This is a genomic window from Nordella sp. HKS 07, from assembly GCF_011046735.1.
GTDB lineage: Bacteria > Pseudomonadota > Alphaproteobacteria > Rhizobiales > Aestuariivirgaceae > Taklimakanibacter.
Genome location: NZ_CP049258.1, coordinates 6,699,747 through 6,720,133, shown reverse-complemented (window position 1 = coordinate 6,720,133; position 20,387 = coordinate 6,699,747). Strand labels below are relative to the sequence as shown.

Here is a 20,387-nt window from a genome sequence, read left to right as displayed (position 1 = left end):
CAGGGAGAGAAACATGAAAGCAAAATTCAAGTATGGCGCAATCTTCGCCGGGGCGCTCAGCGTGTTCGCCGGGGATATCGCAACCGCCCATGCTGAAGGCGTGCTGACCATCGGGCGGCGCGAGGACGGCACCACGATGGATCCGATCAAGACCGCCCAGAACGTCGATTTCTGGGTGTTCTCCAACATGTATGACGTGCTGGTGCGGGTCGACAAGACCGGCACGAAGCTCGAGCCGGGCCTCGCCGAGAGCTGGACGATCTCCGACGACAAGCTCACCTACACGTTCAAGATGCGTGATGCCAAATTCTCGGACGGCTCACCGATTACCGCCGCCGATGCGGCCTTCACCATCAAGCGCATCCGCGATCACAAGGAATCGCTCTGGGGCGCCACTTATTCGGTGGTCAAGGATGCGGTCGCCACCGACGACAAAACGCTCGTCGTCACCTTGAACCAGCCTACGGCACCTTTCCTCGCCACCCTCGCGATGCCCGGCATCTCGATCCTTCCGGAGAAGGCGGTGAGCGCCGACGAGGCGGGCTTCGCCGAGCATCCGGTTTCCTCGGGCGCCTTCATCATGAAGGAGTGGCGGCGCGGCGAGAAGGTGGTGCTGGAGAAGAACCCGAATTTCTGGGAAGCCAACCGCGTCTCCCTCGACGGGGTCGAGTGGCTCTCCATTCCGGATGACAATACCCGCGTGCTGAAATTGCAGGCCGGCGAAATCGACTGCGCCATCTTCCTGCCGTTCTCGCGCATCTCCGAACTGAAGAAGGACACGACGCTGCAGGTGCTGCTCGATCCCTCGACGCGCGAGGATCATCTCCTGATCAATCACGAGCGCGGCGCGCTCGCCAAGAAGGAAGTGCGCGAGGCGCTCGATCTCGCCATCGACGAGCAGTCGATCGTCGACACGGTCACTTTCGGTGTGGGCACGGTGGCCAATTCCTACATTCCGGCCGGCACCTTGTATTACTATGCCGACAACCTTCGCCGCCCCCACGATCCCGAGAAGGCCAAGGCCATGCTCAAGGAAGCGGGCGCGGAAGGGCTGACGCTGCAATACAATGTCGAGGCCGGCAACGAGGTGGACGAGCAGATCGCCGTTCTCATCCAGCAGCAGGTGGCCGCCGCCGGCATCACCATGAACATCCAGAAGATCGATGCGAGCGCCGGCTGGAACGAGCTCGTCGCCGGCAACTACGATGTCGCCGTCAACTACTGGACCAACGACATCATCGATCCCGACCAGAAAACGACCTTCGTTCTGGGGCATGACTCCAATCTGAACTACATGACCCGCTACAAGAACGATAAGGTCAAGGAACTGGTGGAGAAAGCCAGAATCGAGTTCGACCCGGCGAAGCGGGAACAGATGTATATCGAGCTCCAGAAGATGGCGAAAGCCGACGTCAACTGGATCGATCTCTATTACAGCCCGTACCGCAATGCCTGCCGGGCGGGGATCGAAGCCTTCTATCAGAATCCGCTGGGACGTTTCTTCCTCGAGGATACGAAGAAGAAGTAGATTCGCGGTCCGGGAGCGTCAGCGCGGCGCTCCCGGCTTCAGAATTCCAGTCTTACACGCTCATCTGCATGCCGAGTTCGACGACGCGCTCGGGCGGTATGCGGAAGAACTCGATGGCGCGCGCCGACTGGTTGGCGAGCATGATGAAGAGCCGCTGCTGCCAGAAGGGCATTTTTGCGCGCGGCGAGGTTCGGATGGCGCGGCGGCCGAGGAAATAAGAGGCCTGGCGCGGATCGATCGAGAGGCCGTAGGGTTCGCACATGCGCAAGGCCGCCGGGACGTCCGGCTGCTCCATATAGCCGTAGCGTGCCTCGACCAGGAAGGCGCCGAGCGGCAATTTCTTCACCGCCACGCGATCGCCGAGCTGCACGCGCGGCACTTCCATTGTCTCTACTGATACAAAGACCAGAATGTCGTGCAGCACGCGATTGTGCTTGAGATTGTGCATGAGCGCGCTCGGCGCGTAGACGGGGTCGGTCTGCAGAAAGACGGCGGCGCCAGCCACACGGGTGGGCGGGCGGCGCTCCAAAGAGGCAAGAAGTCCCTCGAGCTCGACGCTGTCGCGCCGCAGCTTCTCGGCGAGGAGGGAGCGGCCGCGCAGCCAGGTCAGCATCGTCACGATGATGGTGAGGCCGATCAGCACCGGCACGTAGCCACCGGCAATGAGCTTGGTGCTGTTGGCGGCGAAGAAGACAAGTTCGATGCCAAGGATGACGCCCAGGACGGGTAGCACGATCGCCGGTGGGAAATGCCGGGCGTGCCAGAAAACGATGAGGGCAAGCGCCGTGTCGATGATCATCGAAATGTTGACGGCGATGCCATAGGCGGAAGCGAGACTGGCGGAGGAGCCGAAGAGCAGCACCAGAAGGACGACGCCGGCGAAGACCAGCCAGTTGATCTGGCCGATATAGATCTGACCCTGCTCGGTGTCGCTGGTATGGGTGATGTTCATGCGCGGCAGGAGGCCGAGCGAGATGGCCTGCTGAGCGATGGAGAAGGCGCCGGTGATGACGGCCTGGCTTGCGATGACGGTTACCAGTGTGGCGAGAACGACCAGCGGAATCAGGCCCCAGGACGGCGCCATCAGGAAGAAGGGATTGGACACGGCATCGGGATTGGCATGCACGAAGGCGCCCTGGCCCAGATAGTTCAGGATCAGCGCCGGGAGCACGATGAAGCCCCAGGCGAGGCGGATGGGGATGCGGCCGAAATGGCCGAGATCGGCATAGAGAGCCTCGCCGCCGGTCACCGCCAGGAAGACGCCGGCGAAAATGATGAGGCCCATGCCGGGATCGGAGATCACGAGCTTGGCGGCATGGATCGGGTTGAGGGCCATGAAGATGGCCGGATCGTCACCAATATGGAGGAGGCCCAGCACGGCGATGGTCACGAACCACAAGGTGGTGATCGGCGCGAAGAGCGAAGCGACATTGCCGGTGCCGCGAAACTGGAAGGCGAACAAGGTGGCGAGAATGACGAGGGTGATCGGCACCACGTAGCTGCCGAAGGCCGGGTTGACGACGGCCAGCCCTTCGACGGCCGACAAAACCGAAATCGCGGGCGTGATCATCGCATCGCCGAAGAAGAAGGCGGCGCCGACGACACCCAGGATCAGAACAAATCTGCGCCGCTGGCGCAGCGCCTGCTCGGCGAGAACGACAAGGGTAAGTATGCCGCCTTCGCCCTTGTTGTCGGCGCGCATCAGGATCAATACATATTTGACGGTGACGATGAGGATGAGCGCCCAGATGAGGAGCGACACGACCGCCACGACATCCGCATGCACATTACCGCCGGCGTTGGCGATATGGGCGAGCGATTCCCGCATGGCATAGAGCGGGCTGGTGCCGATATCGCCGAACACCACACCGATGCTGGCGAAAGCAAGCTTCAGCTTGCGGCGAAGTTCCGTCCGCGAGCCCTCGTCGCCGGCCGGCGCCGATTGAAGATCACTCATGCTCTGTTGTCACCGACTTGGTTACTCCGCCGTCACGACGGAGCGGCATTCAGCAGGAAGGCCCGTAATCGTCAAGGGCTTGGGCGGCTTGGGCGGCTTGGCATTGGGCTTGGCGGGCTTGGGCGGCTTCCAGGGAGCGTCGCTGTACCAATAGGCCAGTTCCTCGCCGCAACCGGTGCCGTCCTTGGGATTCGGTGCCCATTGGTCCTTGCAGCCGCCATTGGGGCAGTGGATGCGGATGTGGAAATGGTAGTTGTGGCCGTAATAGGGGCGCACCTTGGCGAGCCAGGACCGGTCGCCCGTGGCCCAGCGGCAGAGTTCGCGCTTGATCGGCGGATGCACGAAGATGCGTGCCACTTCCGGGTAGGAGGCGGCGCGCTTGATGAGGCGGGCATGCGCCTCGGTCCACACGCTGTAGTCCATCTCCTTGCGGTCCTTGACCACCAGCTTGGGGCTGATCTTCTCGCGCTCGTCGCGCGTCAAGGTGCGGTTGGGCATCTGCATCAGCCAGATATCGGCGTCGAGGCCGATCTGGTGGCTGGCATGACCGGTCAGCATGGGGCCGCCGCGCGGTTGCGAGATGTCGCCGACCAGGAGGCCGTTCCAGCCGTCCTTCTCGCGCGCATCATCAGCGAGCCGCTCGAGCAGGGCGATGAGCTTCGGATGCCCCCAATTGCGGTTGCGCGACAGGCGCATGACCTGCCAGGCCGGACCGTTCACCGGGAGGGCCTCGGCGCCGGCGAGACAGCCCTTGGCGTAGGTGCCGATGGCGCGCGGGGCCAGATTGGCGGGTGTCCTCTGGGCGCCGAAGAGCTTCTTGGCCGGGATCTCGTTGATGGCGTTGTTGGCGATGGCCGCAAGCGTCGCCGCATCTTTGCTCTGGGCCAAGGTAGGCATGGAGGGAGCGAGGATGAGGAGAAAAAGAGCGACCAGCCTCAGCACGATGTCACTTCTTTCTGAACGAATCGAGGGAAACGACACGGCCCGTCTCGGCGGGTTCCGCCGGTTCGGCGCCAGCGACGGCGTCGCCGGCCACGCCACCGGGCTCGGCGGCGGGGGCGGGCTGAGCCGGCATTTCGGTGTCCTTGAGCTGGGGTTCCATCTTCACGGTCTCGAATTGCAGGCCGAACTGGACATAGGGATCGAGGAAACCCTTGATGGCATTGAAGGGAACGACGAGCTTCTCCGGAATATTGTCGAAAGAAAGTTCGACCTCGAACTCGTCGTCGCGTACTTGCAGGCTCCAGTACTGGTGCTGCAGCACGATGGTCATCTCGCGCGGGTATTTCTTGTCGAGTCGCTCGGACAGGCGCACACCCGGATAACGGGTGTCGAAGGCGATGTAGAAATGATGTTCGCCCGGCAGCCCCGTCTTCATGATCTTGCGCAGCGATGCACGCACAACCCCCCTGAGCGCTTCCTGCGCCAGGAGGTCGTAGCGCATCAGATCTTCAGCCATAGTCCAGTCCCCGAGGCAAATCGATTCACTGCTATCATATACTCGGCTGGGCCGGATGAAGTCATTAAATTGAAGGGAAGTGCAGGCTTCTGTTGCCAGGTGCCTGCGAACCCCGCCTTAGCCGGCTAAGGCCAAGGACTTTGATTTCGGCTTACGCGCTGCATTAAGCAGCGAGAGCGGCCGGAGCATAGTTGTCATTGGCAACTATAAAGTGGCCCGTTACGTCGGAGCCATCTCGAGCAAAAGCTCACCCTTTACGCCCTCGTCGATCCTATTTCGCCCCCATCAGAGGCCGCGATCCGTCGCGGTCTCTGGTGGAGGCGCCGGGTACCGCCCCCGGGTCCGATGGGTTTATTACGATGGCCATTTATCGCCATAGCCGCCCTTGCGGGAGGCATGGTCAATATAGGCGAGCGGGCGGCGGATGAAAAGGGGAGGGCACGGGTATTACTTGGAGCTCAGGCCGCTTTGACCGCAATCCACCGCAAAAACGCCATGAATAGGAACCCAACTGGCGACGCCGCCCTATGCGGCCTTAACCCCGACCACAGTCAATTCAGGCCGGTACGGCCTGTTAATGACGAGGGTGGCCGGAATCCTGAACAGTGCGTGACGTTCTCTTGCCACGATCACGCGCCAGTCACGGGGGATAGACCATGAGTTCCGACTACTCTGCCGATATCCGCAAATATACCGCCCAGGTCGATGCCAAGGCGGTGGACGCGATTGTCAAGTTCTGCGGCATCGCGCTCAAGGGCGCCGATTCCAAGTGGGTCTCGATCAGCGACGATGCCGAGGTGCAGCGCGTGGTCAACGGATTCTGCGCCAAGAAGCTCGGCCTCGATGCCAGCACGGCAGAGGCGGCGATCAGGGCCGTCGGCGAAAAGATGAAGGCCGACCGGACCAAGCACCGCGTCACGGTCTATTATCTGGTAGCTGAACATACCGGCACGCTGGGTAAACTCGCCTAGTTCTACCTTATTGACTGTTCCCGTTGAGATCGGGGGGCGGAATCGGCTAGGTTCGGCTCATGCAGCAATATCTCGACCTCATGCGCCATGTGCGCGATCACGGCGCGCGCAAGGATGACCGCACCGGCACCGGCACCTTGTCGGTTCTGGGCTACCAGATGCGGTTCGATCTCGCTGCCGGCTTTCCCGTGCTCACGACGAAGAAGCTGCATCTGCGTTCGATCATCCATGAGCTGCTGTGGTTCCTGCGCGGCGACACCAACATCAAATACCTGCGCGACAACGGTGTCACCATCTGGGACGAATGGGCCGACAAGGACGGCAATCTCGGCCCCGTCTATGGGGCGCAATGGCGCTCCTGGCCGGCGCTCGACGGCACCACGATCGACCAGATCGCCGACGTCATCAACCGCATCCGCAAAAACCCGGATTCCCGGCGCCTCATCGTGACGGCGTGGAATCCCGCTGATGTCGACAGGATGGCGCTGCCGCCCTGCCACTGCCTGTTCCAGTTCTATGTCGCCAATGGCCGGCTGTCCTGCCAGCTCTATCAGCGTTCCGCCGATATCTTTATCGGCGTGCCGTTCAACATCGCCTCCTATGCGCTCCTCACCCACATGGTTGCGCATGTGACCGGCCTGAAAGCCGGCGAGTTCGTGCACACGCTGGGCGATGCCCATCTCTATCTCAATCATCTCGACCAGGCCAATGAGCAGCTTGCGCGCCTGCCGCTGCCGCTGCCGCGCCTCGTCATCAAGCGCGACGTGAGGTCCATCGACGATTTCCGCTTTGAGGATTTCGAGATCGTCGGCTACCAGTCGCACCCGCATATCGCGGCACCGGTCGCGGTGTAGACGCCCATGACGCTCATCGGTGACGATTTCCGCGCGAGCCTCAGCCACGCGCTCTACCGACCGTTCAATCCGCTTGGGCTGTTGCCGTCCATCGGCATCTTTATCGGGCTTCTGCTGGTCAACCAGGTCGTCCTTGTTCCGCTCTTCGGCGCGGGTATTCTCCTACTGACCTCGGGCCAGACAGGGGATAACGGAGACTGGCTGCGCGCGGTGTTGCTGGCGATCCTTCCGGCCGGCCTGGTGACCGCCGGAATCGCCTGGATTGCGGTGCGTCGGCAAGGTGCTGATCCGGGCCGGGTACTGGCGCTGCGTCTGCCCGATCTCGGCCTTCTCGGCTGGGCCGCGGCTGTTGGCGGCTTCTTCGTCAGCATCAACGCGCTGTTCCTGCTTCTTGCCACACTGTTCGGGTTCGATCTCAATTCGTCCGGCCTGGTGGAGAAGGGCACCATGCAGTTCGGCCATGACCCGCTCTTCTTCCTGATCGCCGGCGGCCTCGTCATCGGCGCGCCGCTCGCGGAAGAACTGATCTTCCGCGGGCAGATTTTCGCCGCCCTGGCGCTGACACCGCTCGGCACAAGCGGCGCTTCGCTCCTCACGTCCGCCTTGTGGGCGGTGACGCATGCGTTCACCCAGCCGCTCCATGTCGTCGGCCTCCTGTTCCTGATGGGCCTGCTTCTAAGCTGGCTTCTGGTGCGCTTCGGCAGCCTGTGGGTGACGATCGCCTGCCACGCGGTATGGAACGCGATGTCGGCGGTGGCGCTCTATTCCATGGCATCGCAATGACAATCGAAATCCGACCGATCAGACCCGGCGAAGGGCCGGCGCTTCTGGTGCTGACACGGGCACTGGCGGAAGCGCATGACTATCTCGACAAGTACACGGCGACCGCGGAGGACCTCGAGCGCGCGCTTTTCGCGCCTGATCCGATCGTCGGCTGCCTCATCGCCTTCTGCGAGGGCGAACCGGCGGGCTGCGCCTTCTGGCATCGGAGTTTCACCACCGCGCGCGGGCGCGAGATCATGTATCTCGAGGATCTTTCGGTGCTGCCCGCTTATCAGCGGCGCGGCATCGGGCGGGCCTTGCTGCAAAAGCTCGCGGTCGAGGCGCGGCAGCGCGGCTTTCCCAGCATCTACTGGCTCACCATGGGCTGGAACGCCAAGGCGCAGGGGCTCTATGACCAGACGGGCGCCGTTCACGACGAGGGGATGCGCTATTACCGCTTGGCGGACGAGGCGCTGATCCGGTTCGCCGAGGCAAGGCCGTGACGCGTCCACGCATCGCCTTCGTGGTGGCGGTTGCGCGCAACGGCGTCATTGGGCGCAAGGGCGTGCTGCCCTGGCGCATCTCCTCCGATCTCAAGCGCTTCAAGCAGATCACCATGGGCAAACCGGTGATCATGGGGCGAAAGACCTGGGAGAGCCTGCCCAAGCGACCCCTGACCGGGCGGCTCAATATCGTGATCACCCGGCATCGCGATTATTCGGCAGCCGGCGCCTTCGTCGTCGCGAGCGTCGATGCGGCGCTGGCTGAGGCGCGGCGAGCGCAACCCGAAGAGATCTGCGTCATTGGCGGCAGCGAGATATTCGGCGCCTTCCTGCCCATGGCGGACCGGCTTTATCTGACCGAGGTTGAACTCGAGCCCGAAGGTGACGCGATCTTTCCGCCGCTCGATTTCGCGCAATGGCAGGAGACGTCGCGTGAGACGCATGTGCGAGCCGAAGGCGATGATGCGGGCTTCGTCCTGCGCGTGCTTGACCGGAAGCGCTAAGCCCCGCATCATTGAATGATGGTTCAATATCCGACTAATCCCGACATCGTCGTCATCGGGGCGGGGGCTGCCGGCGTCGGCGCCGGACGTGCTCTGGCCAAGACCGGCATTCCTTTCCTCATCATCGAAGCCAAGGACCGCATCGGCGGGCGCGCCTTCAGCGAAGCGACGAGCCTCGGCCATCTGTGGGACCATGGCTGCCACTGGTTCCACTCGGCGGACAAGAATGTGTTGCGCCAACTCGCCGAGGAGATCGGCCACAAATACCTGAAGAAGCCGCGCGAAGGGGTCATGAAGGCTTTCATGAACGGCGAATGGAAGGCCGAGCAGCAACACGAGGAATATGTCTGGGGCATGTTGGGCGAGGTGGCCGCCACCGGGCGTGCCGGCAAAGATGTGCCGGCGGCGAGCCTGCTCGACCCGCAGCATCCCTGGTATCCGATGGCGCGGCACTGGCTCAGCCTCATGTATTCGGCTGAGCCCGAGGAGATATCTACGCGTGATGCAGGGAGCTATGAGGACACCGGCCTCAACCTCGCGGTCGAGGACGGATATGGCGCGCTGATCGCCAGGCTCGCCGAAGGATTACCCATTGCAACGAGGGTCGCGGCGCGCAAAGTGACGGCGCGGGGAGAGGGCGTCACGGTCGAGACGGATCAGGGCACGATCACCGCCAAGGCCGCCATCGTGGCGGTACCGGCGCGCATGCTGGAGACGGGTAAGCTCGTCCTTGCAGATATGCCCGCCGACATCGCCCAGGCACTGCAGGACGTGCCCATGGGGTACTATGAAAAAGTCGCCATCGCCTTTGACGGAAAAGTGTTCGAGGGCTTCGACATGCCGTATGTCGAAATCTTTGATCCGGTGGCGCCGACGACGCACCCCCTCAATTTCGAGCTGCATCCCTTCAGAAGGCCGATCGCCATTACCCATATCGGCGGACAGTTCGCCCGCGAAATGGAGCGCGAGGGGGAGGCCGGAATGGTCGATTTCGCGCTGGCGGCGCTTGTGCGCGCCTTCGGCTCGGACTTAAGAAAAAGAGTCAAGAAAGCCACCGCAACCCATTGGTCTTCCGACATTTTTATCAATGGGGCATATTCCTGCGCCAAGCCCGGCCGGGGCCTCTCGCGCCGCAATTTTGCAAATCCCATCGCCGAGCGTATCTTCCTCGCCGGCGAGCATGTGCATCCCTCGTTCCATGCGACCGCGCATGGCGCCTTCGAGACTGGCCTTCTTGCCGCGGCTAAAGCAACAGCGGCCGCCGCCAAGGGTGCTGCGGGCGGGAAACAGACCGCTTGCGCATGAATTTGCGCATTGGACTCCGTCGCTCCAAATTCCTATATGAGCGCGACGCATAACGACAAGGGTGAGATTCAATGCCGTGGAACAAGGATGGCGGTGGCGGGGGCAATAAAGGCCCTTGGGGACAAGGTCCCTGGGGACAGGGGCCTGGAGGCCCCTCCGGCGGTAATCGCGGCCCCACGCCACCTGACCTCGACGAGCTGATCCGCAAGGGTCAGGACAGTCTCAAGAACATCCTGCCCGGTGGCGCCGGTGGGCGCGGCACCTGGGTGATCTTCGTTCTCGCCCTTCTGGCGCTCGTCGCCTTCAACAGCGTCTATCAGGTACAGGCGGATGAACGCGGCGTTGTGCTCCGGCTCGGCAGCTATACCCGCACCGTCAATCCGGGCCTCCATTTCGCCATCTGGCCGGTCGAGACGCTCGAAACCGTACAGGTCGAATCCGAACGCCAGACCTCGATCGGCGCCGTCGCCAATGAAGGGCTGATGCTGGCCGGCGATCAGAACCTGGTCGATATCCGCTTCACGGTTCTGTGGAAGATCAAGAATCCGGAAGAATATCTCTTCAATGTGAGCGACCAGGAGAAGCTGGTGAGAGTCGTGGCCGAGAGCGCCATGCGCGAAATCGTCGGCCGCACGCCGGCCGAGGAAGTGCGCACCACCGGCCGTCTCGCCGCCCAGGACCAGGTCATGGGCATCAGCCAGACCACGCTCGACAGCTATGGCGCCGGCATTCTCATCACCGGCCTCAAGCTCGAAAAGGCCGACCCGCCGGCGGAAGTGCTCGACGCTTTTGAAGAAGTGCAGCGCGCCGAGCAGGATCTCGCCCGCTCTATCAACGAAGCTGACCAATACGCCAATCAGCGCCGTCGCCTCGTCGAAGGTGAAGCCGCCAAGCTGGTCGAGGACGCCAAGGGTTACAAGGCCCGTGTGACGCTCGAAGCCCAGGGTGAAGCGCAGCGCTTCCTCAGCGTTTATGAAGAGTATGCCAAGGCGCAGGACGTGACGCGCAAGCGCATGTTCCTCGAAACGATGGAGGGCATCCTCTCCAAATCGAACAAGGTGATCATCGAAGGCGACGGTCAGGGCGTGGTTCCCTATCTGCCGCTGCCGGAAATCCAGAAACGCCAAAACAGCACGACGACGCCGGCGCAAGGAGCGAGCCAATGAACTTCTTCAAATCCTTCGGCGTCGTCATCGTCGTCATCCTGGCGCTGGTCGTCTGGTCTTCCACGTTCATCGTCGATCAGCGCAAGAAAGCGCTGGTGCTGCGCTTCGGCGAGATCAACCGCATCGTCGAGAAGCCGGGGCTCTATTTCAAGGTCCCGTTCGCAGACGAAGTGGTGCCGATCGAAAACCGCATGATCCTGTGGACGAGCGACAATATGAGCGTCCAGGTGGTGGACGGCCGGCGCTATCTCGTCGACGCCGTCACCATGGCGCGCGTCGTCAATGCGCAGCGCTTCCGCGAGACCGTGGGCGCCGACCTGACGCGCGCCTGGGACCGCATCCGCACCCGTCTCGATGCCGCCCTGCGCCAGACCTACGGCAAGCGCACCTTCGATGCGGCACTGTCCAAGGACCGCGCCGTGATGATGCGCGAGATCCGCGATCAGGTACGCGCCGAAGCGCTCAATAACGGCATCGAGATCGTCGATGTCCGCATCGTGCGCACCGATCTCATGGACGAGGTGCTGAAGAACACCTATGAGCGGATGAGCTCGGAACGCATCGCCGAGGCCAAGGACCTGCGCGGCCGCGGTGAGGCGCGCAAGATCGAGATCATGGCTCAGGCCGACCGCGCCTATACGGAGAAGCTGGCCGACGCCCAGCGCCAGTCGGAGGTCATCCGCGGCGAGGGCGAAGGGGAACGCAACCGCATCTTCGCCGATGCCTTCCAGAAGGATCCGGAATTCTTCGACTTCTACCGGTCGATGCAGGCCTATACGAACAGCCTGTCGGACCCGGGCACCACCATGGTGCTGAAGCCGGATTCGGATTTCTTCAAATATCTCGGCATGGATAAGGCCAAGCCGGCAACGCCCTAGCTGCTGGACATCATGAGCGATTTCATCACGGCCCTCGGTCTCGTCTTCGTGATCGAGGGCCTTCTTTCTGCCTTTGTTCCGGGCCATCTGAAGGCGGTGATCGCGTTGATGCAGAACACTTCCGACGATAGCTTGAGACTGGGTGGGCTCATCGCTGCGGCCTTCGGCGTGGGCCTGGTCTGGCTGGCGAGGTCGGTACTTGGATCATGAAATCGTGATCCAGCCAGCGCTTGCAGGCACAAGGCAATGGACGCTTACTCACCTGACGATGTGATGACGGAGATCTAAGGTTATGAATGGAACGGTGAAACGGGTTCTGGCCGCGGCGGTGGCTGCGCCTCTGGCGTTCGCTGCCTTTGACGGTTTCGTGCCGCAGGTGCCGGCACAAGCCCAACAAATTCAACAGCTTCCGACCGTCGCAGATCTCGCTGAGAAGCTCTCGCCGGCGGTCGTCTCGATCGCCACGACACAGAAGGTGGCGGGCGGCGTGCAATTGCAGATCCCCGAGCTGCCTCCCGATGTTCCTTTCCGCGACATGTTCGAGGATTTCTTCAAGCGCCAGCGCCCGGGCGGGAAGCCGGAACCCCGTACCGTCAATTCGCAAGGCTCAGGCTTCGTGATCGACGCCTCGGGTCTCATCGTCACCAACAACCATGTGATCGAGCAGTCGGAAGATATCAGCATCATTCTCAATGACGGCACCAATCTCAAGGCGGAGCTGGTCGGGCGCGATGCCAAGACCGATATCGCAGTGCTCCGGGTCAAGCCTGACAAGCCGCTCACCGCGGTGAGCTTCGGCGATTCCGACAAGCTCCGGGTCGGCGACTGGGTGCTCGCCATCGGCAATCCCTTTGGACTCGGCGGCTCGGTGTCGCTCGGCATCGTCTCGGCGCGCAACCGTGACATCAATGCCGGCCCCTATGACGATTTCATCCAGACCGACGCCGCCATCAACAAGGGCAATTCCGGAGGACCGCTGTTCAACCTCAATGGCGACGTCGTGGGTGTGAACACCGCCATCTATTCGCCCTCCGGCGGCTCGGTCGGCATCGGCTTCTCGGTTCCTTCCGCCACCGTCAAGGGCGTCGTCGACCAGTTGGTCAAATATGGCGAGACGCGGCGCGGCTGGCTCGGCGTGCGCATCCAGTCGCTTACCGACGATCTCGCTGAAGGCCTCGATCTCGGCAAGACACAAGGCGCCCTGGTGGCGGAAGTGACGCCGACCGGGCCCGCCGAGAAGGCCGGCCTCAAACCGCGCGACGTGATCACCGAATTCGACGGCAAACCCATTCACGAGATGAAAGACCTGCCACGGGTCGTCGCTGACACGCCGATCGGGAAGAAGGTCGTGGTCAAGGTGATGCGCGGGGGCAAGCCGGTCGAGCTTTCGGCCGAGGTCGGTCGCCTCGAGGATGGCGAGAAGGTCATCGCCGCCGCCAATCCGGAAGCGGGTGCGTCGGCGGATACGGCCGACACGCTCGGCATGAAGCTCTCCATCATCACCGACGAGCAGCGCCAGCGCTTCAAGATCGATGAGGGCCTGGAGGGCGCCATCGTCACCGAGGTCGACCCCAACGGGCCGGCGGCAGAGAAGCGCATCGAGCCGGGCGACGTCATCACCGAAGCGGGTCAGAAGTCAGTCAAGACTCCGGGAGACGTGACGGCGCGCGTCAAGGACGCCGAGGGCGCTTCGAAGAAATCGGTGCTGCTGTTCATCGCCAAGGGCGGCAAGCAGAGCGAAATGCGCTTCATCGCGGTCCGGATCAAGAACGACTGAGGCGGCCCAGTTCATAACTCGAAACGAAGAGAGCGCCGAAGCGGCGCTCTCTTTGCTTATTGATTGTATTGTTCCGCAGCTTCAGCTCGTCCCACTCTTCAGGCGGGCGTTGCACAGGCTGTAATAGCCGCCGCCCTTCTGGATCCACTTCAGGCCACCCAACGCGTTGTTGTCCTTGTTGGCGTAGTATTGCTGGAGACAGGTATGCATGCGGGCCTTGCCTTCCGGCTCGCTTGAGTATTTGGAGGAGACGGCACGCGGGAATTTGACACCGCTTGGCGCAGCGATCGCCGGCGTTTCGGGTTCGTTGGTGTAGTTGGCCTCGCTCTCCGCCGGCACCGTCTCGTCATCAGCCGCCCCAGCACCGCATTTGGCCTTGCGGAAGTCGTTCCACTTGAGCCCGCCCAGCGAGCCCGACTCCTTGGCGGATTGATACTTGGCGCTGCAATCCTTCATCGACAGGCCGCCGCCTGAACTGGTGGAGGCCTTGGTGGCCTTGGGCGCCTCGAATGCCGCAGATGCGCCGGGCCCGCATTCGGCCTTGCGGTAGTCGTTCCACTTCATCCCATTGAGCGCATCGGCTGCCTTGGCGGCCTGATATTTCGCACTGCATTGCTGGGAGGTGAGGCCCTTGGCCGTCTCATCTTGCGAAGCCGCGGCCTTCTTGGTCTTTGCCGTGGTCGTCTCGATTCCGGCGGAAGCGCCCGGACCGCATTCGGCCTTGCGGAAGTCGTTCCACTTCATATCGCCGAGAGTGCCGGCCTCCTTGGCCGCCTGATATTTGGCGCCGCACTGCTTGGAGGTCAGGCCCTTGGCCGCATCGTCGCCCGCCGCCGCCTTCTTGGCCTTCGCCTTGGTGCTCTCGGTCCCGGCGGAAGCGCCCGGACCGCATTCGGCCTTGCGGAAGTCGTTCCATTTCATATCGCCGAGGGTTCCAGCCTCCTTGGCAGCTTGATATTTCGCGCCGCACTGCTTGGATGTCAGACCCTTGGCCGCATCGTCGGCCGGGGCAGCCGTGCTCTTCGTCTTGGCCGCCGCATCCTCTGCCGTCGCATCAGGGCCACATTGGGCCTTACGGAACTCGTTCCAGTTCAAGCCTTTGAGCGTGCCGGCCTCCTTGGCCGCCTGGTACTTCACGCCGCATTCCTTGGTGGTGAGGGCGCTTGCAGGCGCTACCGCGAAAACAATCGCGGCCAAGCCAATGCATGCCAGCGCAGGCAAACGGATCACGTTCATGGAGACCTCCATTCACGCCGTCCGCACCGATTATGCACTCTAGCAAAGCCGTGACGATGAAAAAAGCGCGTCCGTCGGGTCTACGAGGTAAATTCCGCCGAGATGTAGCCCTGAAGATACAAAAGGGCGGTGAGATCGCCGTAATTGACGCGCACCGGTACCTGCTCCTGGACCTTGGGTTTGGCATGGAGCGCCACGCCAAGGCCGGCCTTGCGCAGCATCGGGATGTCGTTGGCGCCGTCACCCACGGCAAGCGCGTCTTCGGGCGTAATTTCGAGCTTGGCGGTGATGTCGTCGAGGGCCGATACCTTGGCATCCTGGCCGAGGATCGGCTCACGCACGCCGCCGGTGAGGCGGCCATCGGCAATCAGCAGCTCATTGGCGCGGTGTTCATCGAATCCAAGCTCTCGCGCAACGTAATGCGTGAACTGGACGAAGCCGCCGGAGACGAGGGCGGCATAGGCGCCATTGGCCTTCATCGTGGCAAGGAGAGTCCTGCCGCCGGAGGTAAACGAGATGCGCTCCTTCAGGACCTTTGCGATGGCGGTTTCCGGCAGGTCTTTCATCAGTGCGAGGCGCGCCTTGAGCGCCGCCTCGAAATCGAGCTCGCCCCGCATGGCGCTGGCCGTGATGTCCTTGATGCGCGCGCCAACGCCGGCCAGTGCCCCCAGTTCGTCAATGCACTCCTGGCCGATCATGGTCGAATCCATGTCGGCGATCAGCAGCCGCTTGCGGCGGTTCTCCGCTGGAACCACGGCGACATCGACGGGAAGGTCCCGCACCAGCTGTTGGAGTTCGGCGTCAAGTCCCGGAGCCGTTGCGGTGCTCACGGTAGCTTGAAGCGCTTCCCCCGGCACAGCCACTGGGGTTGCATCGACGTCAGATCGCCGAGCGCCGTGGCGATCCTCGCGCTGATTGCGCTGGAGCCCGGGGCTGCTATGAGAATGACAACGGAGTCCATCCACCCATGTCCTTGGAAAAGCGAGCGGTGCTTATCGCAGGAGCGACTGCCAGCGGCAAGTCGGCACTAGCGATCGCGCTCGCCCACGAGCGCGGCGGCGTCGTAGTCAATGCCGACGCGATGCAGGTCTATCGCGAATTGCGCATCCTGACGGCCAGACCGAGCGCCGAGGACGAGGCGCAGGTGCCGCACCGGCTTTACGGGCATGTGTCCGGCCAGACGGCCTATTCGGTGGCGCGCTGGCTCGCCGATGCGACGGCCGAGCTCGAAGCGGTGTGGCGGTCGGGCCGTGTTCCCATCGTCACCGGCGGGACCGGGCTCTATTTCAAGGCCCTCGAGCAGGGCCTCGCCGATATCCCGCTGATCCCGCCCGACATCACGCAAAAATGGCGGGAGGCCAAGGGCGACCTGCATGCCGAACTCGCCAAGCGTGACGAGGGGGCGGCGGCCCGGCTCAACCCCAATGACCGGCAGCGCATCATCCGGGCGCTCGAGGTTTTCGAGGGCACGGGCAAGCCGCTCGACCACTGGCAGCGAGCGGCCCAGTCCGAGGCCCTGCTGGCCGGGGTGTCGGTCGAGCGGATATTGCTAAATCCCGACCGCAAGGCTCTTTATGCCAGAGCGGATGAACGCTTCGCCCGGATGGTTAAGGAGGGGGCTGTCGAGGAGGTGAAGGCACTGCTGGCCCTGGGGCTTGATCCGAAATTGCCGGTGATGAAAGCCATCGGGGTCAAGGAACTGGCAGCCTGGCTGTCGGGCTGGCGGGGGCTCGACGATGCCATCGCAGCCGGCCAGACCGCCACCAGGCAGTATATCAAGCGCCAGCTCACCTGGTGGCGCCACCAGATGCCCGGCTGGGAGGAGAGACGCGCTTGACGTTTGCCGCCAAGGCCACTACAAGGCTCGCCATGTACCAATCTCTCGTTCTTATCGTAGGAATGCGCGTCGCCGGGGCAGCCTAAGCTGCCACGATACTGGCTGACGCGCAAAAGGCTCCCTCGGGGGCCTTTTTTATTGCCCGCGATGGAACGACAGCGAGACGAGGACAAGGAAGGAAGTAAGACGATGGCTGGCCGAAGCGATGAGCAGATGACAGGCGCCGAGATCATTCTGAAGGCGTTGGCGGATCAGGGGGTCGAACATGTGTTCGGCTATCCGGGCGGGGCGGTTCTCCCGATCTATGACGAGATCTTCCAGCAGGACAAGGTGAAGCACATTCTGGTGCGCCACGAGCAGGGCGCCACCCATGCGGCGGAAGGCTATGCCCGCTCCACCGGCAAGCCCGGCGTCGTCCTCGTCACGTCCGGCCCCGGCGCCACCAACGCGGTCACCGGCCTCACCGACGCGCTCATGGACTCGATCCCGCTGGTCTGCATCACCGGCCAGGTGCCGACCCATCTCATCGGCAATGACGCCTTCCAGGAATGCGACACGGTCGGCATCACCAGGCCCTGCACCAAGCACAATTATCTCGTGAAGAACGTCAACGACCTGGCGCGCATCCTGCACGAGGCCTTCTACGTCGCGACCAACGGCCGGCCCGGCCCGGTCGTCGTCGACGTGCCGAAGGACGTCCAGTTCGCCAAGGGCACCTATGTCGGGCCGGGCAACATCCAGCATAAGACCTACCGTCCGCGCGTGAAACCGGACCAGAATGCGGTTCGGGCGGCGGTCGATCTGATCGCGAGCGCAAAGAGACCGATCTTCTATACCGGGGGCGGCGTCATCAATTCGGGGCCGACGGCTTCGAAGCTGTTGCGCGAATTCGTCAAGATGACGGGTTTTCCGGTTACCTCGACCTTGATGGGCCTCGGCGCCTTCCCGGCCTCCGACAAGCACTGGGTGGGCATGCTCGGCATGCACGGCACCTACGAAGCCAATATGGCGATGCATGGCTGCGACGTGATGATCAATATCGGCGCGCGCTTCGATGACCGCATCACCGGCCGTGTCGATGCCTTCTCGCCCCATTCGCGCAAGATCCATGTCGATATCGATCCCTCGTCGGTGAACAAGAATGTCCGCGTCGATCTGCCTGTCATCGGCGACTGCGCCCATGTGCTGGAAGACTTCATCAGGGTGTGGAAGGCCCGGCAGCACCAGGTCGACAAGCCGGCGGTCGCTCAATGGTGGAAGCAGATCGATCAGTGGCGTTCGCGCGACAGCCTCAAATACAAGCCGCGCAAGGACGTCATCATGCCGCAATATGCGATCGAGCGGCTCTATGCGCTGACCCGCGACAAGGATGTCTATATCACCACCGAGGTCGGCCAGCATCAGATGTGGGCGGCGCAGTTCTTCAAATTCGAGGAGCCGAACCGCTGGATGACCTCGGGCGGCCTCGGCACGATGGGCTACGGGCTGCCGGCGACGATCGGCGTGCAGATGGCGCATCCCAAGAGCCTCGTCGTCGACATTGCCGGCGACGCCTCGGTGCTGATGACGATGCAGGAGATATCGACGGCGGTGCAGTACCGCCTGCCGGTCAAGATCTTCATCCTCAACAATCAGTATATGGGCATGGTCAGGCAGTGGCAGCAGCTCCTCCACGGCAACCGCCTGTCGGAAAGCTATTCGGAAGCGCTGCCCGATTTCGTCAAGCTGGCCGAGGCCTATGGCGCGGTGGGCATCCGGGCCGAGAAGCCGGCTGAACTCGACGGTGCAATCAAGGCGATGATCGAGGTCGATCGGCCGGTGATCTTCGACTGCCGCGTCGCCAGCCTCGCCAATTGCTTCCCGATGATTCCCTCGGGCAAGGCGCATAACGAGATGCTGCTCGGCGAAGACGTGCCGGATGAGGAAATCGAGAAGGCGATTGGCGCCGAAGGCAAGGTCCTGGTTTAAGGAACGACGACAATGAACATGCAATCACAACCGGCCTCGGCCTATTTCCTCGACGATCGCAAGCGTGCGGTCGAGACGCATACGCTGTGCGTGGTGGTCGATAACGAACCTGGCGTATTGGCGCGGGTCATCGGCCTGTTTTCGGGGCGCGGCTACAATATCGACTCGCTCACTGTCTCAGAGACCGAGCATGACGCGCATGTGTCGCGCATCACCATCGTGACCTCGGGCACCAGCAATGTGATCGAACAGATCAAGGCGCAGCTCGAGCGCATGGTGCCGGTTCACTCGGTCGCCGACCTCACTGTGCAGGGCAATGCCATCGAGCGCGAGCTGGCGCTCATCAAGGTGGCGGGCAAGGGCGAGAAGCGCATGGAAGCGCTCCGGCTCGCCGACGCCTTCCGCGCCCATGTCATCGACGCGACGACGGAGAGTTTCGTCTTCGAGCTCACCGGCAAGACCAGCAAGGTCGATCAGTTCATCTCGCTGATGCAGCCGCTCGGCCTCGTGGAAGTGTCGCGCACCGGCATCGCCGCCATTTCGCGCGGCCCGGAGGCGATGAAGATCTGACGAAAGCGGCCGCAAGAGCGTTACCTCTTGCGGCCATGACGCCCGGTTTTACTTGAGGACGTTGGTCCAGACCTTGTCGATCAGCTTCTGGGATTGGGCGTCGCAGGCCCAGGAGAAGATGATCTTGGCGTCGGCCGGCGCGTTGATCTCGGGCGCCGTGCGCATCTCCTCGGTGAGCGAGGCTTCCATGCCCTTGATGCCCGCCGCATAGCCGGTGAAATTCGCCTGCAGGGCCATGTTCTCCGGCGCCATCATGAAATTGATGAATTTCTTGGCGTTCTCGACATTGCCGGCGGTCGTCGGGATCATCATGTTGTCCATCCAGCCGATGACGCCTTCCTTCGGATAGGCATAGGCGACGATCTTGCCGGACTTGGCTCCCTCTGTGCGGCCCTTCAGGGCATAGCCGTTCCAGTGTGCACTGATCACGCTGTCGCCGTTGATCAGGCGGTCATTCATCCCCTCCGAGCTGTAGGTGTTGACGGCCGGCTTCTGTTCGAGAAGCAGGTCCTGCACCTTCTGCATCTGGGCGGGATCGGGATTGCAGAATTTCTGGCCGAGATAGAGATGCGCCAGATTGACGATTTCTTCCGGCGTCTTGAACACGCTCACGCGGCCGGCCGCTTTCCCGGACGGCTTGAAATACTCGCCAAGGGACTCGAGTTTCTTGCCATAGAGGTCCTCGCGATAGGCGACCGAGGTGGTACCCCATTGGAAGGGTGCGGTGTATTCCTGGTTCTTGTCCCACTCGGGGCTCTTCCAGCGGTCCTCGACATTGGCGAAGTTGGGCAGCGATTTCACGTCGTATTTCTGGACCAGCTTCTCGTCGATGAAGATGGGCACGAAGTTGTTCGAGGGAATGATCACGTCATAGCCGGTGGCGCCGGCCTTCAGCTTGGCGAGCAAGGTCTCGTTCGAATCATAGGTGTCGATGGTGACCTTGATCCCGGTCTCCGCCTCGAATTTCTTGATGGCCTCGGGCGAGGTATAGTCCGTCCAGTTGTAGAGAAAGAGCTTCTCCTGTGACCAGGCAGCGCTCGGCGACAATGCCAGCACCGCCGCGATCGCGGATGCGACGAGCAGTCTCATTGGGTTTCCTCCTTTGATTTGTTG

The 20,387-nt window shown here is 62.5% G+C and carries 20 protein-coding genes and 1 other RNA gene; 14 read left to right on the top strand and 7 right to left on the bottom strand.

Features of this window, described 5'->3' with window-relative positions; all coding sequences use genetic code 11:
- Window positions 1–13 precede the first annotated feature (13 nt).
- The gene (locus G5V57_RS31860; protein WP_165172936.1) at window positions 14–1,528 is read left to right on the top strand and encodes an ABC transporter substrate-binding protein; all 1,515 of its coding nucleotides are present in this window, start codon (window positions 14–16) and stop codon (window positions 1,526–1,528) included.
- Between the two features lie 52 nt (window positions 1,529–1,580).
- Here G5V57_RS31860 and G5V57_RS31855 read toward each other — a convergent pair whose 3' ends face one another.
- From G5V57_RS31855 to ssrA, 4 genes are all read right to left on the bottom strand, one after another.
- Window positions 1,581–3,485, bottom strand: coding sequence for a potassium transporter Kup (locus G5V57_RS31855; protein ID WP_165172934.1), 1,905 nt, complete (start codon window positions 3,483–3,485; stop codon window positions 1,581–1,583).
- Between the two features lie 21 nt (window positions 3,486–3,506).
- Window positions 3,507–4,430, bottom strand: coding sequence for a penicillin-insensitive murein endopeptidase (gene mepA / locus G5V57_RS31850; RefSeq protein ID WP_246737751.1), 924 nt, complete (start codon window positions 4,428–4,430; stop codon window positions 3,507–3,509).
- A gap of 1 nt (window position 4,431) precedes the next feature.
- Window positions 4,432–4,944 (bottom strand): SspB family protein, encoded by a 513-nt coding sequence (locus G5V57_RS31845; RefSeq protein WP_165172932.1) that lies wholly within the window; start codon window positions 4,942–4,944, stop codon window positions 4,432–4,434.
- A gap of 78 nt (window positions 4,945–5,022) precedes the next feature.
- Window positions 5,023–5,379: a transfer-messenger RNA gene (gene ssrA, locus G5V57_RS31840) on the bottom strand.
- Between the two features lie 221 nt (window positions 5,380–5,600).
- Between ssrA and G5V57_RS31835 the strand changes: the two genes are divergently transcribed.
- The 10 genes from G5V57_RS31835 (at window position 5,601) to G5V57_RS31790 (ending at window position 13,663) form a co-directional block, all read left to right on the top strand.
- Complete coding sequence (locus tag G5V57_RS31835; RefSeq protein WP_165172930.1) at window positions 5,601–5,915, top strand: DUF2853 family protein; 315 nt, start codon at window positions 5,601–5,603, stop codon at window positions 5,913–5,915.
- Window positions 5,916–5,974: 59 nt separating this feature from the next.
- On the top strand, window positions 5,975–6,769 hold the full coding sequence (locus G5V57_RS31830; protein ID WP_165172928.1) for a thymidylate synthase: 795 nt from the start codon (window positions 5,975–5,977) through the stop codon (window positions 6,767–6,769).
- 6 nt (window positions 6,770–6,775) lie between these two features.
- Entirely contained in the window at window positions 6,776–7,552 is a 777-nt protein-coding gene (locus tag G5V57_RS31825; protein ID WP_165172926.1) for a CPBP family intramembrane glutamic endopeptidase, read from the top strand.
- A complete protein-coding gene (locus G5V57_RS31820; RefSeq protein WP_165172924.1) occupies window positions 7,549–8,034 on the top strand; it encodes a GNAT family N-acetyltransferase in 486 nt (161 codons plus the stop codon). Before G5V57_RS31825 ends, G5V57_RS31820 begins: the two co-directional genes overlap by 4 nt.
- Window positions 8,031–8,537: a dihydrofolate reductase gene (locus tag G5V57_RS31815; RefSeq protein WP_165172922.1), complete on the top strand. Its 507-nt coding sequence runs from the start codon at window positions 8,031–8,033 to the stop codon at window positions 8,535–8,537. The genes G5V57_RS31820 and G5V57_RS31815 overlap by 4 nt, the downstream gene beginning before the upstream one ends.
- 15 nt (window positions 8,538–8,552) lie before the next feature.
- Window positions 8,553–9,842, top strand: coding sequence for an NAD(P)/FAD-dependent oxidoreductase (locus G5V57_RS31810; RefSeq protein ID WP_165172920.1), 1,290 nt, complete (start codon window positions 8,553–8,555; stop codon window positions 9,840–9,842).
- Between the two features lie 71 nt (window positions 9,843–9,913).
- Entirely contained in the window at window positions 9,914–11,008 is a 1,095-nt protein-coding gene (gene hflK, locus G5V57_RS31805) for an FtsH protease activity modulator HflK (RefSeq protein ID WP_165172918.1), read from the top strand.
- Window positions 11,005–11,886 carry a protease modulator HflC gene (gene hflC, locus G5V57_RS31800; RefSeq protein WP_165172916.1) on the top strand — a complete coding sequence of 294 codons (882 nt, stop codon included), beginning with the start codon at window positions 11,005–11,007 and terminating at the stop codon, window positions 11,884–11,886. Before hflK ends, hflC begins: the two co-directional genes overlap by 4 nt.
- Window positions 11,887–11,898: 12 nt before the next feature.
- Window positions 11,899–12,096, top strand: a complete 198-nt coding sequence (locus G5V57_RS31795; protein ID WP_165172914.1) for a DUF2065 domain-containing protein — start codon at window positions 11,899–11,901, stop codon at window positions 12,094–12,096.
- 94 nt (window positions 12,097–12,190) lie between these two features.
- Window positions 12,191–13,663: a DegQ family serine endoprotease gene (locus G5V57_RS31790; protein WP_246737446.1), complete on the top strand. Its 1,473-nt coding sequence runs from the start codon at window positions 12,191–12,193 to the stop codon at window positions 13,661–13,663.
- Window positions 13,664–13,744: 81 nt separating this feature from the next.
- Here the strand turns inward: G5V57_RS31790 and G5V57_RS34690 are convergent, their stop codons facing one another.
- Window positions 13,745–14,407, bottom strand: coding sequence for a hypothetical protein (locus G5V57_RS34690; protein WP_246737750.1), 663 nt, complete (start codon window positions 14,405–14,407; stop codon window positions 13,745–13,747).
- A gap of 572 nt (window positions 14,408–14,979) precedes the next feature.
- On the bottom strand, window positions 14,980–15,729 hold the full coding sequence (gene serB, locus G5V57_RS31780) for a phosphoserine phosphatase SerB (RefSeq protein ID WP_246737445.1): 750 nt from the start codon (window positions 15,727–15,729) through the stop codon (window positions 14,980–14,982).
- 158 nt (window positions 15,730–15,887) lie between these two features.
- Here serB and miaA point away from each other — a divergent pair, with 158 nt between their 5' ends.
- The 3 genes from miaA (at window position 15,888) to ilvN (ending at window position 19,274) form a co-directional block, all read left to right on the top strand.
- Complete coding sequence (gene miaA, locus G5V57_RS31775; protein ID WP_246737444.1) at window positions 15,888–16,736, top strand: tRNA (adenosine(37)-N6)-dimethylallyltransferase MiaA; 849 nt, start codon at window positions 15,888–15,890, stop codon at window positions 16,734–16,736.
- A 189-nt stretch (window positions 16,737–16,925) separates the two neighbouring features.
- Window positions 16,926–18,704 carry an acetolactate synthase 3 large subunit gene (locus G5V57_RS31770; protein ID WP_165172904.1) on the top strand — a complete coding sequence of 593 codons (1,779 nt, stop codon included), beginning with the start codon at window positions 16,926–16,928 and terminating at the stop codon, window positions 18,702–18,704.
- A 12-nt stretch (window positions 18,705–18,716) separates the two neighbouring features.
- The gene (ilvN, locus tag G5V57_RS31765; protein WP_165172902.1) at window positions 18,717–19,274 is read left to right on the top strand and encodes an acetolactate synthase small subunit; all 558 of its coding nucleotides are present in this window, start codon (window positions 18,717–18,719) and stop codon (window positions 19,272–19,274) included.
- Between the two features lie 48 nt (window positions 19,275–19,322).
- Here ilvN and G5V57_RS31760 read toward each other — a convergent pair whose 3' ends face one another.
- Window positions 19,323–20,363 carry an extracellular solute-binding protein gene (locus G5V57_RS31760; RefSeq protein WP_165172891.1) on the bottom strand — a complete coding sequence of 347 codons (1,041 nt, stop codon included), beginning with the start codon at window positions 20,361–20,363 and terminating at the stop codon, window positions 19,323–19,325.
- Window positions 20,364–20,387: the final 24 nt, after the last annotated feature.

Bases quoted from the DNA above. Each gene is read 5' to 3' on its own strand.
- G5V57_RS31760 (WP_165172891.1), bottom strand. From the start codon at position 20,363: ATGAGACTGCTCGTCGCATCCGCGATCGCGGCGGTGCTGGCATTGTCG.
- G5V57_RS31860 (WP_165172936.1), top strand. From the start codon at position 14: ATGAAAGCAAAATTCAAGTATGGCGCAATCTTCGCCGGGGCGCTCAGC.
- G5V57_RS31855 (WP_165172934.1), bottom strand. From the start codon at position 3,485: ATGAGTGATCTTCAATCGGCGCCGGCCGGCGACGAGGGCTCGCGGACG.
- G5V57_RS31795 (WP_165172914.1), top strand. From the start codon at position 11,899: ATGAGCGATTTCATCACGGCCCTCGGTCTCGTCTTCGTGATCGAGGGC.
- G5V57_RS31845 (WP_165172932.1), bottom strand. From the start codon at position 4,944: ATGGCTGAAGATCTGATGCGCTACGACCTCCTGGCGCAGGAAGCGCTC.
- G5V57_RS34690 (WP_246737750.1), bottom strand. From the start codon at position 14,407: ATGAAGTGGAACGACTTCCGCAAGGCCGAATGCGGTCCGGGCGCTTCC.
- hflK (WP_165172918.1), top strand. From the start codon at position 9,914: ATGCCGTGGAACAAGGATGGCGGTGGCGGGGGCAATAAAGGCCCTTGG.
- G5V57_RS31830 (WP_165172928.1), top strand. From the start codon at position 5,975: ATGCAGCAATATCTCGACCTCATGCGCCATGTGCGCGATCACGGCGCG.
- G5V57_RS31835 (WP_165172930.1), top strand. From the start codon at position 5,601: ATGAGTTCCGACTACTCTGCCGATATCCGCAAATATACCGCCCAGGTC.
- G5V57_RS31825 (WP_165172926.1), top strand. From the start codon at position 6,776: ATGACGCTCATCGGTGACGATTTCCGCGCGAGCCTCAGCCACGCGCTC.
- ilvN (WP_165172902.1), top strand. From the start codon at position 18,717: ATGAACATGCAATCACAACCGGCCTCGGCCTATTTCCTCGACGATCGC.
- hflC (WP_165172916.1), top strand. From the start codon at position 11,005: ATGAACTTCTTCAAATCCTTCGGCGTCGTCATCGTCGTCATCCTGGCG.
- G5V57_RS31770 (WP_165172904.1), top strand. From the start codon at position 16,926: ATGGCTGGCCGAAGCGATGAGCAGATGACAGGCGCCGAGATCATTCTG.
- G5V57_RS31810 (WP_165172920.1), top strand. From the start codon at position 8,553: ATGATGGTTCAATATCCGACTAATCCCGACATCGTCGTCATCGGGGCG.
- G5V57_RS31820 (WP_165172924.1), top strand. From the start codon at position 7,549: ATGACAATCGAAATCCGACCGATCAGACCCGGCGAAGGGCCGGCGCTT.